This window comes from Alkalibacterium sp. MB6 (assembly GCF_009935905.1).
Taxonomy (GTDB): domain Bacteria; phylum Bacillota; class Bacilli; order Lactobacillales; family Carnobacteriaceae_A; genus Alkalibacterium.
The window spans coordinates 18,266-33,305 of sequence record NZ_PREX01000026.1; the positions used below are offsets into that span (position 1 = coordinate 18,266).

Consider the following 15,040-nt stretch of genomic DNA (forward strand, 5'->3'; position numbering starts at 1 on the left):
CGTCTCGCCGTAACTCTAAGGACTCAGTGAGATTTTTCAGATTGAGTTGAGTTTTATTCGTCTTTCGCCTATTATTATATAGGTATCACAAGACAAATTAATTATAAAGTAGGGGTCTTATGAGTATAGAAATTGATCGTGTCCGTTCAGCTGAACGCGGAGCGAAAGTCAGTATTAGCATTTATATTATACTTGCTGTGGTAAAGATTACAGTCGGACTCTTCATGAGGGCATCATCATTAACAGCAGATGGCTTCAATAATCTAACAGATGTCTTGTCTTCTATAGCGATCCTCATTGGTCTTTGTACGGCTCGTAAACCAGCTGATGCCAATCACCCCTATGGGCATTGGAAAGCTGAGCCTATTGCTAGTTTAGTCACTTCATTTTTGATGCTCTTTGTAGGCTTTCAAGTGTTCATTAGCAGCGCCAGTCGGCTAATCAGTGGGGAAATTGTTCCCCCTAATCGATTATCTATCATTGTGGGATTAGTCAGTGCTGTCTTATTATTTGGCTTATACCGCTACAACTCAACATTAGCTAATCGTGTTCACAGTACAGGTTTGAGAGCTGTCTCAAGAGATAACTTGGCTGATAGTTTAACAAGCTTAGCCACAGCTGTTGCCATTATCGGTGCTTCTTACGGCATAGTCTGGTTGGATGCTTTCATGGCCGTTATTGTTTCATTGATTATATGTAAGACGGGCATTGATGTGTTCAAAGAAAGTACCTTCTCTCTCTCTGATGGTTTTAAAGACAAGTATTTACTTGAATTTAAAGAAGACATTGAGGCCTTACCTCAAGTTAAAGAAGTGCCATCTATTAAAGCTAGAATGTATGGTGCAAACACTTATGTTGATGTGACAATTTTGGTTGATGCCGATATGACTGTTCAAGAAGGTCATGACATTACAGAAACAATTGAAAAAGTGCTCTATGAAAACTATGATGTTATGCACACCGATGTGCATGTCGAACCTTCAAATCTAAAAGATCAATTTAACCCACACCAAATGTAAACAAAACCCGCCTCTACTCGTCAAGCGACTGCCTTGATAGAGAGAGACGGGGTTTTTTATTTAGTTGAATTGATCACTTTAAAGTTATGATTTACTGTTGCTTCCACTGGAGTAAACTCACTGAAATAATCCCCAATGAGTTCGGTCATGGGTATGGTCACTTCTCTTATAATTTTAGATGCATCAAACATATGGTAATTCCCGCCCCCTACTGCGCGGTACTGATTAATTACAATCTCTAATTGATCATCTGGCTTTATATCTTTTCCTTTGTATTTAAACTCGACTACCCTTTCGCCCTCTGCTTGAGCGACATCGATCACATACTCTACACCTTCATACATGTCGTAATTATACATTTGTGGTTTTGGATTTAAGAACTCTGGATTCACTATAACTTCTCCTGCATCTGATAAGGAGAAGTATGTCGCGGATCGTTCTAGCGCTACTTTCAAATCCGCTCCGCTAACAGTCATGACTGCCAGTGTATTGGGATAGATGTAATTTAAAACGATGTCTCGCATGGTGACCGTCTGTTTAAATCCTTTAGCATCGTTATTAAATAGCGCCGTACCTGAAATATCACACCCCGTGTAATGCATTTGCACACGGTGAACAAATTCCACGTAAGGGTGTTCTTCCCGACGAGCACGCTCCACATCTTTAATTTCCATATCACCTAATACATCACCAATTGGACGATCGAGCCAATCTTCGACCTCATCATTCAATGACTGGTATGCTTGCATTAACGTGTCGTCAGCCTCTTCATTAACCGGTACGACTTCTGGAGTTATCGAATGAATCAAGATACCCTCATCTGTTTTTTCAACATCGATGGATACTTTTCCTAAATATGAGCCTTTATCCCCAGGCATAACGACTGCCGTTCCGTTGACCGTTTGTGCAATCACTCGATGTTGGTGACCTGTGAATAACACATCGATACCCTCTACCTCGTGAAGTAACGCATAGCCTTCATTCTCTCCTGTTTGTACCTCCGTTTCTTTACCTGAAACTAAATCGCGTTCAAAACCTCCATGGTAACTGACAACGACAATATCCGCTTCTTTTTTTAATATTGGCATAAATTCTTTTGCGACTTCTACTGCCGATTTAAAGGTTAGGCCGTCATAATTTTCAGGGTGTTCCCAATTTGGTATATACTGAGTCGTTAATCCCAAGACAGCAATCTTAATGCCTTCTTTTTCAAAGACCTTATAAGGCTGGCCCCAAGCTGGTTGTCCTGATTCATTTAAAATATTCGCACATAATACAGGGAAGTTTGCTTCTTTAATCGCGGAATGCAAATAGTCCAATCCATAATTAAACTCATGATTACCAATCACTCCCGCATCAAAATTCAAATGGTTCAATGCTTCCATTAATTCCTTCGCCGTCTTTTTTTCTTTTACAACATAATAGGATAAAGGTGAGCCTTGAATAAAATCCCCATTTTCAATTGTTAAGGTTGGACCTTCACTTTTAGCCCTTTCCTTATCTAATAAAGTAGCCAATTTGAACAGGCCATAGTCAGCTTTTTGCTCTCGCGATTGATAATCAGTGGGAAACAAGTACCCATGAATATCACTTGTTTGAAATAATGTAATCTTCATTCGTTCCTCCTTATTGAGCGACTTAATCTGATTTACTCACTTGCCATGTCATCTATAACAGACATCAATAATTCAGGGTTGTCTGTCATAATCCCATGAGCACCTAGATCAATGAGTTCACGCATCGTTTCTTCATCGTTGATGGTCCAGTAGTACACCGCTTGCCCGCGGTTTTTAGCCCCACGTAATAACTTTCGGTCAGCTAAGTTAAACCCTTCTTGATAAGTTGGTAACTGAAAAGCATCTGCTTTTGGTGTGTAGAGTAGATTGGCGAACGCTTTATGGTACGTAACAAATTGTCTCGCTTCTTGTTCACCGGCTCCGATTGCTACGCTGCCGCCTGCTATCTCATTAAATCTTAAGTTCATATCATGATCGAAACTAGCAATCAGTACAGATTCATGAAGCTGGTGCTTTTCAATCAAAGCGTACATCTCATGCATTAAATCTTCGTATAACTCATCATCATTCGTATCTTTAAGTTCTATCAAATGCCGTGTATGTGAAAACTCTTCGAATACTTCGTCCACTGAGGGTATGTATACACCTTGATTACGGTAAGGTGTTTCACCTTCTTTATCTTCAAAATGATAACCCGCATCCAGTGCTTGTAGGTCAGTTAAAGTCATGTCATTCACCCGACCTGTCCCATCGGTCGTTCGATCAACTGTTTCATCATGTATCACCACTAATTCGCCATCTGCAGTTATGTGAACATCATACTCCAACATATCAACACCTAAGCGGTCAGAGGCTCGAAAGGCTTCGAGAGTGCCTTCAGGGGCCAATGTAGACCCTCCCCTGTGAGCAATAGCCATCGTTCCTTCATCTCCTTCTAAAAAAGAGACCGGTTCACCAGAAGACAAAGGGAATAAAAATAATACAAGCCATACGGCGATAATGCTGGCTAAAACAATCCCAACTCGTTTAACCCACTTATTCATACGTTTTCTCCTCACTCTATTGTTTCTCATGCTTATGCTATCACAATCGAGACCGCAATATAAGAGACAATCACAACTAAGGCAGAGAGCGTTACTCCTAACAGTAAAGGCTTAATTCCCGTTTTCATGAGAGCTTTTACGTCAGTCTTCAAGCCAATGGACGCAAGAGCCGTTACCATTAAAAAGCGGCTGATTGATCTCATTATATCTGCTACAGACTGAGGAATGAAACCGATCGTTTGCAATACAGCCATTAATACAAAAAAGACAATGAACCATGGTACTAAAGATGATACCTTCACTTTTTCCGCCTTATTCCCTACATGACTTCGTTGCTTATAAATATAAATAGACGAAAAAATCAATACAGTCGGAATAATAGCAAGGGTTCTCGTTAGTTTAACCAACGTAGCTATCTCGCCGGCAGCTTCTGAAAATGAAAAACTAGCTGCAACAACACTAGACGTGTCATTGATTGACGTTCCAGCCCAATAGCCGAAAAAGGAATCACTTAAAGACATCATTCTTCCAATCAATGGATACAAGACAACTAAAAATAAATCAACCAAAAAAACTAATGACATCGCATAAGAGACATCGCCATCGTCCGCTTCAATAACTGGTGCAACAGATGCGATCGCCGACCCACCACAAATTGCTGTACCGGCCGAAATTAACCCGCTGAGTTTCCAATTCACTTTAAATAGTTTACCTAGGATATAGCCGCCTAAGAAAGCTGTTAATAATGTAAATACCAACACAGCAACGGTCTGCCCCCCTACTTCTAAAACTATAGAGAAGTTCAATGAAGCACCCAACAAAATGATAGCCAGTTTTAGCACTCTTTTAGAGGTAAACTGGACGCCTTCTTGAAATAACTGTCTATTAAAAAAAGTTGCTCGTACGATGATACCAATAAACATAGCTATTACAGTAGGTCCAATAATGTTTCCAGGCAACACACCTTCAATCATCGTTGCTATAAGAGCAATTAACAAAGCCAATCCAATGCCCGGCAAGTGGTTTTTCTTAATCATTTAAGATACATCTCCTTCAATCATATACTTTTTTATTATAACATGATTGACGAGGCAGATACGATAAGTTTAAAATTAGAAAGAGAAGTCACTACTAGTATTATAAAACAAAAAAGCCTATGCACTCGGCATAGACTTGTGTACTGCAGTTTATTAATACGCTCGTTCCCGACTTTTCCTAACCGCAGCGGCGATCGAGGCAATGACTTGAAAGACGATACCCATAGATGCGAAAACGATGAGTAGGAATAAGTGATCTCCTGCGTTTACGATAATACCAACAAAGGACCAAACAAATACTAAAGGGTACACCCAGTCATTATGCATTAAAGCAATAACGATAGCTAAGACAGTTGCAACAATCAATAATATCAACGTCCATACGTATTCATCTAATCCTAAAAATTCTGTTATGCCATTCCCTACAAACCAAGAAGCTATATTAACAATCGTTGCTACTGATAACCAGGACATATAAATAGAAAATGGAAAACGATCAAACCAATGTGCTTCAACTTTAACCAGTTTCTTATAGATGACAATCGTGACGATAAGTAACGCTACAATCACGATATTGGACGCCAAAAGCCACTCTTGGGTAAATACAATAATCCAAAGCATATTAAGTAGGAAATTACCCACTAGCCAATAGTGAATACGCTCGTAAACACCATAGTACTGTGTGAAGAATAAACGAATAATCCAAATGAAAAGCAAAATATAAATGAGACCCCAAATGGAGAAAACGTAGCCTGCTGGCTGAATTAATGCTTCGTTTTGATCAGCAACCGCACCTACATCCTGGCCTACCCAGTAATTCACTAAAATCATCAATCCATAGAAAACAAGATAGATGATACCCAACCGCTTATTTCTATCCATAAAAAGCACCCTTTCTTCCCTCATAATTTATATTCAATTTGCTAGACTATCGACTTAAAAGTCGAAAAATAAAGATTCCAATAAATAAGTTGCTTGGTATTTTTCTGCTAAGCGATTGATAAACCGCTTTACTTTAGGATAATTCTTAACATCAGACAGCAGCTGATTACGGTGAGTCTTGTAGGTAGCTTTTTCTTTAGCAGTTACATCTCTTTTTACATATCCAAAAACATGATCGAGAGCATTGAGAGCAGTGGTTGACGTCGGTTTTTCCTCTAGCGCTGCTTCAAGTAATCTATAAAACTCAATGACAGGATAAGCTTCTTTGTCTTTAAGTAACTCTCGAATGCTTTGATACACAACTGCACTTCTTTCGAGTACAGTATATTTATATCTGGCCCACTCCTTTTCAAGATCTCTTATCTGCCTTTTCTCACTCGTTGCTAACATACATTTTATCGCTGATAAATTTTTATCTTTGACCTCAAGCATGATATCAACCTGACAAGGAGCAACATCTTCATAGTATAACATGAACTCATCAATGCGAATCCACTGTGAATGAGCACCGATGCGGCCATTCATTTGTTGCTGGGAATAGTGAACTTTTGCCCGACCATCTTTTTCTTTCCACGTCTTTTTTGCTAAGTTTATCCAATATGAATCAGGAGTCATATAATCTGAACCATTGATATAATGATGAAGGTTATCATAAACCACCGGCGCGCCTGTCTTCTCACTAATATGCAAGACCTCTTCAATGGTGTAAGACCGGTCATCATTCTCTATAATTAATCGATTCTTAATACGCTGATCCAATTCGTGATACACTTCAATAAAACGATTAATTGCTGCTGGTTTATCTTGATAAACCCCTCCTATATGCAGAACTATTTTATGAGTACTGTCTACTTTTAAAGAATCCATGAATAATGTGTGATAGGTCAAATCGTCTATTGCTCTTCTTACCACGTCTTCATTTGGAGAATTTAACACAGTGTATTGACCTGGGTGCATGGATACTCGAATCCCAAAATCTTCAATCTTTTTACCAATACGGTCAAATTGTTCATTGAATAACTCGGACCAGTTTAAATGATTCACTTCAAAATCTGAGCCAAATGGAATAAGATCCGAACTCATTCGGAATAGGCGAATCCCCTCTTGATGATTATAGTCGATCATTCTTTCCAAAACAGTTAAATTATGTCCGATTAATTCTTTCAAATTCTCTTCATTAGCATTTTGTTTACGGCAAGTCTTGTACTTGGCATTCAAGACTCCTTTTGTCAAACAAGCATAACCAATACTCATATAAACCACCTAATTTTTCTTATTTTCATTCTGTTATTAGTGTATCACTACCCGAGTCTCAACTCTAACAAATGGCTTTTAACAAATAAAGTGAATCTTTATAATGCATATTATTATTAAATTCTTTCATGGTTTGATATACTCTTAGCATAAAGATAAAGGAGTGGTGCAAATGTTGTGGACAATTATTGGTCTATTAGTTTTATTTTGGATTTTAGGTCTTGTATTTGAAATTGGTGGCGGAATTATTCATATTCTTCTAGTTATTGCCTTAATCGTGTTTATTTTCAATATGATTACTGGCCGAAGAGGAAGATAGCCATACCGTATACTTTCTTTTTACATGGTTTCCTTTAGGATTAATTTCCCAAAGGAAACCTTTTTTTGTTTTCTATACAAGGTAACGTATAATTATATAAAAAAGTTCTATGTATAATTATCATATCATGGTACTATTTTATCATTTAAGGAGGAAATGCCATGTCATGTCCAAACTGTTCTGTTATGCCACATTTATTGTCGTTTAAGCTGAATTAAGAAGTTAAACTTATTATAAAAGATCATTTTACTAGGCATCACTATACGAACCATATTGAAGGCAATGTCATCCATACGTCTGAAGAGGCTGGACAAGATCTGGTTGATTTTTTAATGGCTATGGATTTGACTCTTGATGCCTACTTTAAAATACGCAATCTCGACTGGTTACCTATCAGTCAATTTAACCAATTTCAAGAAGCTTCGTGGATTGATCATATACTAAGAGAAAAATATATCCGTATGCATTATCAGCCTATCGTAACTGCCACCGGTTAGATTTATGGCGATGAAATGCTTGCACGCTTCGTTAACGAAGAAGGAGACATAATCTATCCTAATGTCTTATTCCCAGCAGCTAAAGCTAGAGGACGCACCTTTGCATTAGACCGTTTATGCCGAATCAACGCCGTTAGACAAGTGAAACGGTTAAACGTTCATCAAAAAGCCATCATCAACTTTATCCCGACAGCTATTTATCGACCGGAATACTGCTTGAGAACAACAGTAGCTATCGCAAATAAATTATCCATTGACAGTAGTCGCTTCGTCTTTGAAGTTGTAGAAACTGAAAAAATTGAAGATACAGAGCATTTAAAATCCATTCTTCAGTATTACCAAGACAACGGGTTTCATTACGCTTTGGACGACGTTGGCGCTGGTTACAACACAATGTATTTACTTTCCGACCTTAAACCGCCTTATGTCAAACTGGATATGACATTCGTCCAAGGAGTAAGTCAGTCCGTGGAGAAACAAGGCGTTGCCTTATCCTTTTTGAAAAAAGCAAAAGACATCGATGCCAAAGCCTTAGCAGAAGGTGTTGAATCTGTAGAAGATTTTGAGTGGCTGAAAAGTCAGGGATATGATTTGTTTCAAGGTTATCTCTTTGGAAAACCTGCTCCAGAGCCGTTGGAAGTTGAAACAGTGGTAATCTAATCTATGTCATTAGCTATCATTTATACTATAAAGACCAGCTCTAATCAGAGCTGGTCTTTATAGTTAAATAGATAAAATTAATAAGGTTACAGATAAAGTAATAAACGCTGCTAGGGGAATACCATAAACAAACGGTTTATGTTTAGTCTTATGCCTAAACTGCCACATGGCAATCCATGCCCCTACTCCCCCTAATGCAAAGCTAGCCATAAATAATTTCTTTTCAGATAGTCGGTATTGGTTTTTTCTCGCTCGTTGCTTATCAATATAAAATAGAATATAGGCAATGGTGTTAAGTAAAATAATAATAAGTACTAAACAATTTTTTATATTAATGAATACGTGAGGCATTGGGTGTCTCCTGTCATAACAATTAATCTATTCGTTTATCTCCTTCAAAAAAAAGGGCGACTGTTCCTGGTCCTGTGTGAGCACCGATTACTGTACCGACATTGTTGATCATGACTTTTCCGTCTAAGTGAGGGAATCGTTCTTCAATGATATCAGCAACTTTTCTCGCATCATCTGGAACTGCTGAATGAGATAGGAAACATTTTCCAGTGTAGTTTGTCCCATCTTTCGCATGTTCTTCCATCATTTGCACCATTTCTTTGATGACTTGTTTTTTCCCGCGAATTTTCTTGCGAGGTATTAACTTTCCTTCAGTGTTTATATTCATAAGTGGTGCAACATTTAATAATCCTCCAACAAATGCTGAAGTAGCAGAAATACGTCCACCCCGTTTATAATGGCTCAGATCGGTTGAGAAAAACCAATGATGAATGTTCAATTTTGTATCTTCCACCATGTTTCGAACGTCTAAAAGGCTTGCTCCGCCTTCTTTCATATCGGCGGCTAAGTCAACTAATAAACCATAACCAGAAGAAGCACCTAAAGAATCAACCACTTCAATCGTACGTTCTGGATACTCTTCCTTGAGTTGTTCTTTTGCTAACACCGCAGACTGATAGGTACCAGATAGGCCAGATGAAAAAGCGATATGCAAAATGTCTTGACCTTCTTTTAAAAGAGGCTCAAAGAAATCAAGAAACTCTCCCACGTTAACTTGAGATGTCGAGGGCATGGCGCCTGCTGAAATGCGTTTAAAGAAATCCTCATTGGAAATGGTCTGACCCATGTCGTCTAAATAGTCTCTACCGTCTAATATAAAATGGAAGGGTACATAAGGGATCTCTCTTTTAATGAGGTGATTCAATGGTAAATCAACAGTCGAACTACATGTCAATGTGTAGTCTTTCATTATTTTCACTTCTTTCTATCAAATTATATCATCAAAAATAAATTGCTTATTCCTTCTTATTGTATGGCTTAAGTTCAGCTAATACAATCTTTTTGTTACTTTTCTCTAATCTTATTCCTGTGTCATCTCCAAGAACGCTTCTATCACTTGCTGGTGTTGCTCTTCTCGAGTGATGAAACTTTCGCCATCTCCGCTTTGGAAACCATAATAACCAAAACTAGAATGGTTCCCTTCCTCAATTTCTAGAAATTGCGTATGATCGGGAAGTAAATTCTTTGTCTCTTCATACTGTTTAGAATCTATAACGCGATCTTGAGTTCCTGTTATAGAAAGAATTGGCAGAGGAGACTGAGATAAGTCTGTTGATTCACCAGGATAGGATGCTAAGAGCATTATTCCTGCTAATCGATTTCCCTTTTCATCAGCATAGATTAAAGAACCTGTTCCTCCGAGCGAATGCCCTCCAATCCACCACTCTTCATTTGATGGGTAAGTTTCATAGATACTATCAAAACGATCAGTACCTAAAATCGATAGATTGAGAGGCATACTAGGTAAAAAGACTCTCCAGCCTTCTTCACTTAACCCGACTGCCAAAGGAAGGTAAGCAGTAGGTTCAACTAACCCTCCTTGATAAAACACCAGATTGCCAATACTGTCACCCTCCGGCTCAACTATTAACAAATCGTGTTCTTGCACGATAACGTCTTCATCGATTAATGTTTGTGCTTCATCCATTGCTTGACTTGTGTTTTTTTTAAGGAATATCAACCCGCCAATGATGGTTAGACCTATTAGCACAATGAGACTCATAACACCTTTTTTCCAATGCCTTTTTAATCCTGTCATATAAACACTTCTTTCCAAATGTTACTGTCTACAACTTTAGTTTATAATAAAGACACTAGCTTTTTAAGCACTCAGAACGAGCAAAGCTAGTGTTTGATTTTAATCGTTAATTCAATTGATTTGCCTTAATAATCGTTACAATATCACTGACGCATTTGCCAGTTACTGTATCCTCAAAATTAAAGTCTGGCATTTCGATAGACAATCTATAGCCTTCTTTTAATCGATATGTCTGAAAAGTCTCGCTTGTGTTCTTTTCATTTAACCCATTTGAATATAAGGTTAACTCGTCTTTATCATTTACTCCTACAATAAACGGTTCTGTTGCACCTTCATACTCTCTTTCTAAGGCAGTCGAGCTTAAAAATACTATTACACTTTGATCCTCTTTCGGTTCTACAAACAAAGGATTGATGACTTCTACTGTCCCCACGACTCTGCCTGATCCATCTTCTTCATAAACATAAACTGTATCTGAATAATGATGATTAATATAAATGGTTTTGTCACTGGTCTTACCTTTTATTATTTCTTCTATTTCAAAACGATAGGTATTCAATAATGATTTTTGCGTTTTATCTGAGTTATTAACTGTTCGAGTAGTCACAATTCCATTAACCGTATCCGGAACAGCTGTATACCTTCCTTTTACAATGACCTCAGCACTCACTGTCATATCTAATAAGAGATACAACTATTCCCGTTTTTTTAAAGACTTTCATAGTGACCCACCTTACGTTCATAATAATGACAGCGCCCAATGAAGAGTTTGTTAATTTTTATGTAATAAAACACGTTACAGATTGTTCTTTTCATTATAGTAGCACGACCCATTTAATATTACAATATAAACGGTTATTATATAAAAAATATAAAGAGTTTATTTATTATATTGAATTTTCAATGATATTGATTTATACTTTCTTTAAGAGAGGAGAGATATCATTGGAACTTGGTGAATTAATAAAATCTAAACGAAAAGACTTGGGATTAACTCAAAAAGACCTTGCTGATGGCATCTGTGCCCAAGCGTTAATTAGTCGAATTGAAAACGGTGATGTCGTTCCTAGAAAGTCCATACTTAATAAAATTGAAGATCGTCTCCTTTTTGAAAGAGATGAACTGTGTAACGTTGATAGAGAGTCAAAAAGAGAAGCAGATATTACCAAAGTTAAAAAAGCGATAAGAAAGTATCTATATAAAAGAGATTATGAAACGATCGAGTTGCTACTTGATCACCATAGATTCTCTATTGAATCCATACGAGATGTAGATGATAGTGCATTTTTCACGTGGATAGAAGCATCTTTGCAACACCAATTGTACAAAAAGCATGACCAAAGTTTAGATTTATTCCAAAGTATCCCTCTTGATAAAATATCTGATGAATTATCCATTGAAATCATCAATGCTATTGGGATTATTTATTATCAACGTAATGATTACAAACAAGCTATAGAGATTTATGAAAAAGGCGTTAAGAAAATTAATGACTCTGTCAACTTCCAAATCCGTGCAAAAATCATGCTTAATTATGCTCTTGCTTTAGAACAAGATGAAAAAAATAAAGAAGCACTTTCTTATATATCATCGGGGATTGACCTTCTTGTTGAACATAATTCGTTGTATCTATTAGGTGACTTTCACCATACTAAAGGTCATTTATTTCATAAGTTAGGTAATTTGAGCGAAGCCAAATACAATTTTGAATTGTCACTAACCCTGTTCAAGCTTCAAAGTAATAACAGGTTTGCATCTTTTTCTCAGCTGGCATTAACTGAAATTAGTAACCAACTTAAGAAGTGAAGGAGGTAAGTATGATGAGAAAAACCAAGAAGTTGTTTTCTGTTATGTTCGCAAGTCTATTAGTTGCCGGTTTATTGTTTACGACGTTGTCTGTTATCCCACGAATCCCGCCAGTCGAGATACGCGCTGAAACGATTACTGATTCAACCTTGGTTTAAAATAAGCCCCTAAAACCTGTGAGTTGGTTTTAGGGGCTTATTTTTTATAAAAAAGTGACTGACACCTCGTCTCTGAGACACCAGCCACTTCATATTAGTTATTTAGTAACAGGTCCGATTGGCATAACTGTTTTGCCATACACTTCATTTAATACTTGAGCCATCGCTGCATAAATAGCAGACAAGCCACAAATAATACCTTCGTAACCAGCAATAATTAAGATTAATTCAGAACCAGTAAAGTTCCCAATGGCTAATAAGAAGAATAATAACGTTAATGTACCAAACACAACTTGCAAAGCCACGTTAATTCGAAGTGTGCCAATGAACATAAATAATGTAAACAGACCCCACATGAATAAGAAGGCTGCCATGGATAGTGAATTTGGAGCCTCACCGTATCCCATCATAGGTAAAATATTTAATCCCACAAGCGCTAACCAGAAAAAGCCATATGAAGTAAACGCTGTTGTTCCAAATGTATTGTTTTTCTTGAATTCCATGATACCTGCAATGACTTGTGCCATTCCTCCGAAGAAAATACCCATTGCTAAAATCATAGCATCCAATTCGAAAAAGCCTGCATTATGAATATTAAGTAGTACTGTTGTCATTCCGAAACCCATTAATCCTAAAGGTGCAGGATTGGCAGTGATTTCACTATAAAAAGCCGTCTTATTTTTTTCCACTTTTATTCTCCTCATCATCATTACTTTTCTTAACACAATATAATATTATACTGGCCTATGTGATACGCTGTCAAACATATTTATAATGAATACGCTTCACTTTTTGAATAGTTATTCAATTGTGTCCATTTCAAGTGACTAACCACTTACTTATGTCAACTCAGCTTTCGTCTCTACCCTATACACTCTAAATATGAAAAAACACGAGTGGTTTGCATGCTTAAGGCAACCTCCCACTCGTGTTTTAACTTTTTTATAATTGTTCCACTTGATTTTTGATAATAAAATATCGAGGAACATGGCTAGACATTCCCTCCATCATTTTCTCTGCCTCAATGATGGCATCTATGTTACTGAATAGCCCCGGTTCATTAATAGACGGATCAGCTATAATAAAATTGACTTGATTTCCTATTTGCCAGTAGCCTTTTATTAAGACCGCGTGACCAATTGACATCTCTTCTGGTAAGAAATACATCACATAAAGTAAATCGCCTTTATCGAGATACGTTGTCATGGTTTCCGAATCAATGTCCCATGAATCTTCGAAATGTACCCCATATTTAGTCATGGCCGTTTCCGCTACCCCATCCGTCCAACCTTGTCCGTGTTCAGGGTATTCATTTCTTAATTCTTCAGTAGTCGGATGATTTGATTGTCCTTGGAAACGCAAAGCCATCTCAACGACGGCTGGCATACAATTAACATCCCCATATTCCCCTGTTTCGTATTGATAAACATGCCAGAAATCTGAATTTTCAGTATAAACAATCGTTTCGACAGGTAAGTCAATGGTCTCATCTTTATATGTTTTCACAAGAGCTGTTACGGCAGATATAGCTGCCCCAAAAGGTATGTTTAACATATCCAATGTTAGATTGCTTCTTACTTGTTCATCATAATTAATAGCTGACATGAAACCCCAATCGTCTCTATGTCCAGTTTGTTCTGGGTGGAATAACCCATCTTCTGTAAAGTAAAATGTATCCACTGCTTTTTGAGTATAAACGTTATCTGTGTCTGTTAACTCTGTATAAACTGAAGGCTCAAGGGATGCAATATTATCTTCATAAGCCCGTACCATCATCTCCGCGGCAGTTAATTTCGTAAGGGGTTGGTTAACTGTGACTTTTTCCTCTACCAATTCTTCTAGTTCATATCGATTGATATCTCCTTGAATTTCTGACCATAGATATAATGAGTGAGTAACATTTATCCTGTTTAACAAGTCTCCCGGAGTCGCTTCATCTGCTTGATTATGCTTTTGTCGGTCTTGAATAACGTCTTGTAATGTCATCAACCAGTAACTGGCTGCACCATAATTAACCGGCATATCCAGTTCACTTTCCGGCATAACATAATAGTTGTCGATAACCTCTAGCATTGTCATCTTCTTCACCCCTTCACTGTAGGGTGAATCAGTATGATAGAAAGAGCTATCAATGGGACCAATTATGGATTCATATGCTTCTGGCAAAAGGCCCAACATATCTTCCCCATTCATCTCATCTAGCGCTTCTTTCTTTTCAATAGTTACGCCTTCACTTTCTAAGTAGATTAAATTGTCTTGCACTATTTTTTCACTAGGTGATAAGACTTCGTCCGTTTGTTTATTTTCTACCTGACCAGTTTCAGGTTCAGTCGCCAATGGGGTATCTGTTGGCGCTTGATGGCAGCCCGAGGTTATCAAACATGCGCATAATAAGCCTAATAGTTTCATGTAACTACGGTAATTAGTTGGTTTGATCATAAGTCAGACACCTTTCTATGTAAAAACCTCATTACTATCTATTCCCAAACCATTTTCTATGTTTTACTTTTGTGTAGTCAGTCGACGACATGATTATGTTACAATTAGCAATAGTTTTTTCGTGTTCGTAATATTTAATTTTACTCATCATAGTAATCTACCTGAATAATTCATACTTTTAATTAAAACCATGTGAAACTGCCTCACGGCAGCTTACAATTACTTTTTCATCTTCACCC

At 37.4% G+C, this 15,040-nt stretch carries 16 protein-coding genes; 5 read left to right on the forward strand and 11 right to left on the reverse strand.

Annotated features, from left to right (window positions below; genetic code table 11):
* Nucleotides 1-119: 119 nt before the first annotated feature.
* Nucleotides 120-1,019, forward strand: a complete 900-nt coding sequence (locus C3945_RS09760; protein WP_161879500.1) for a cation diffusion facilitator family transporter — start codon at nt 120-122, stop codon at nt 1,017-1,019.
* Between the two features lie 56 nt (nt 1,020-1,075).
* Here C3945_RS09760 and C3945_RS09765 read toward each other — a convergent pair whose 3' ends face one another.
* The 5 genes from C3945_RS09765 to uvsE all read right to left on the reverse strand — a co-directional run bounded on the left by C3945_RS09765 (nt 1,076) and on the right by uvsE (nt 6,812).
* Nucleotides 1,076-2,635, reverse strand: a complete 1,560-nt coding sequence (locus C3945_RS09765; protein ID WP_161879501.1) for a bifunctional metallophosphatase/5'-nucleotidase — start codon at nt 2,633-2,635, stop codon at nt 1,076-1,078.
* A gap of 32 nt (nt 2,636-2,667) precedes the next feature.
* Nucleotides 2,668-3,579: a glycerophosphodiester phosphodiesterase gene (locus C3945_RS09770; protein WP_161879502.1), complete on the reverse strand. Its 912-nt coding sequence runs from the start codon at nt 3,577-3,579 to the stop codon at nt 2,668-2,670.
* 32 nt (nt 3,580-3,611) lie between these two features.
* A complete protein-coding gene (locus C3945_RS09775; protein ID WP_161879503.1) occupies nt 3,612-4,616 on the reverse strand; it encodes a YeiH family protein in 1,005 nt (334 codons plus the stop codon).
* 153 nt (nt 4,617-4,769) lie between these two features.
* Complete coding sequence (locus C3945_RS09780; protein WP_161879504.1) at nt 4,770-5,498, reverse strand: tryptophan-rich sensory protein; 729 nt, start codon at nt 5,496-5,498, stop codon at nt 4,770-4,772.
* A 54-nt stretch (nt 5,499-5,552) separates the two neighbouring features.
* Nucleotides 5,553-6,812 carry a UV DNA damage repair endonuclease UvsE gene (gene uvsE / locus C3945_RS09785; RefSeq protein WP_161879505.1) on the reverse strand — a complete coding sequence of 420 codons (1,260 nt, stop codon included), beginning with the start codon at nt 6,810-6,812 and terminating at the stop codon, nt 5,553-5,555.
* Nucleotides 6,813-6,984: 172 nt separating this feature from the next.
* Here uvsE and C3945_RS09790 point away from each other — a divergent pair, with 172 nt between their 5' ends.
* Both C3945_RS09790 and C3945_RS09795 read left to right on the forward strand, forming a co-directional pair.
* Complete coding sequence (locus C3945_RS09790; RefSeq protein WP_161879506.1) at nt 6,985-7,131, forward strand: lmo0937 family membrane protein; 147 nt, start codon at nt 6,985-6,987, stop codon at nt 7,129-7,131.
* A gap of 512 nt (nt 7,132-7,643) precedes the next feature.
* Nucleotides 7,644-8,288 carry an EAL domain-containing protein gene (locus C3945_RS09795; protein WP_202623342.1) on the forward strand — a complete coding sequence of 215 codons (645 nt, stop codon included), beginning with the start codon at nt 7,644-7,646 and terminating at the stop codon, nt 8,286-8,288.
* Between the two features lie 63 nt (nt 8,289-8,351).
* On the opposite strand, the gene C3945_RS09800 is transcribed toward C3945_RS09795, so the two are convergent.
* The 4 genes from C3945_RS09800 to C3945_RS09815 all read right to left on the reverse strand — a co-directional run bounded on the left by C3945_RS09800 (nt 8,352) and on the right by C3945_RS09815 (nt 11,092).
* Nucleotides 8,352-8,639 carry a DUF1294 domain-containing protein gene (locus C3945_RS09800; protein ID WP_161879507.1) on the reverse strand — a complete coding sequence of 96 codons (288 nt, stop codon included), beginning with the start codon at nt 8,637-8,639 and terminating at the stop codon, nt 8,352-8,354.
* Nucleotides 8,640-8,661: 22 nt separating this feature from the next.
* Entirely contained in the window at nt 8,662-9,549 is an 888-nt protein-coding gene (locus C3945_RS09805) for a DegV family protein (RefSeq protein WP_202623343.1), read from the reverse strand.
* Nucleotides 9,550-9,660: 111 nt separating this feature from the next.
* Nucleotides 9,661-10,398: an alpha/beta hydrolase gene (locus C3945_RS09810; protein ID WP_161879508.1), complete on the reverse strand. Its 738-nt coding sequence runs from the start codon at nt 10,396-10,398 to the stop codon at nt 9,661-9,663.
* A 106-nt stretch (nt 10,399-10,504) separates the two neighbouring features.
* On the reverse strand, nt 10,505-11,092 hold the full coding sequence (locus C3945_RS09815) for a hypothetical protein (protein ID WP_161879509.1): 588 nt from the start codon (nt 11,090-11,092) through the stop codon (nt 10,505-10,507).
* Nucleotides 11,093-11,343: 251 nt separating this feature from the next.
* Between C3945_RS09815 and C3945_RS09820 the strand changes: the two genes are divergently transcribed.
* Together C3945_RS09820 and C3945_RS09825 are read left to right on the forward strand one after the other, a co-directional pair.
* Nucleotides 11,344-12,204, forward strand: a complete 861-nt coding sequence (locus C3945_RS09820; RefSeq protein WP_161879510.1) for a helix-turn-helix domain-containing protein — start codon at nt 11,344-11,346, stop codon at nt 12,202-12,204.
* Nucleotides 12,205-12,215: 11 nt separating this feature from the next.
* Nucleotides 12,216-12,362 (forward strand): hypothetical protein, encoded by a 147-nt coding sequence (locus tag C3945_RS09825; protein WP_161879511.1) that lies wholly within the window; start codon nt 12,216-12,218, stop codon nt 12,360-12,362.
* Nucleotides 12,363-12,460: 98 nt separating this feature from the next.
* On the opposite strand, the gene C3945_RS09830 is transcribed toward C3945_RS09825, so the two are convergent.
* Together C3945_RS09830 and C3945_RS09835 are read right to left on the reverse strand one after the other, a co-directional pair.
* Entirely contained in the window at nt 12,461-13,051 is a 591-nt protein-coding gene (locus tag C3945_RS09830; protein WP_237585540.1) for an acetate uptake transporter, read from the reverse strand.
* Between the two features lie 253 nt (nt 13,052-13,304).
* Nucleotides 13,305-14,801 carry a C39 family peptidase gene (locus C3945_RS09835; protein WP_161879512.1) on the reverse strand — a complete coding sequence of 499 codons (1,497 nt, stop codon included), beginning with the start codon at nt 14,799-14,801 and terminating at the stop codon, nt 13,305-13,307.
* Nucleotides 14,802-15,040: the final 239 nt, after the last annotated feature.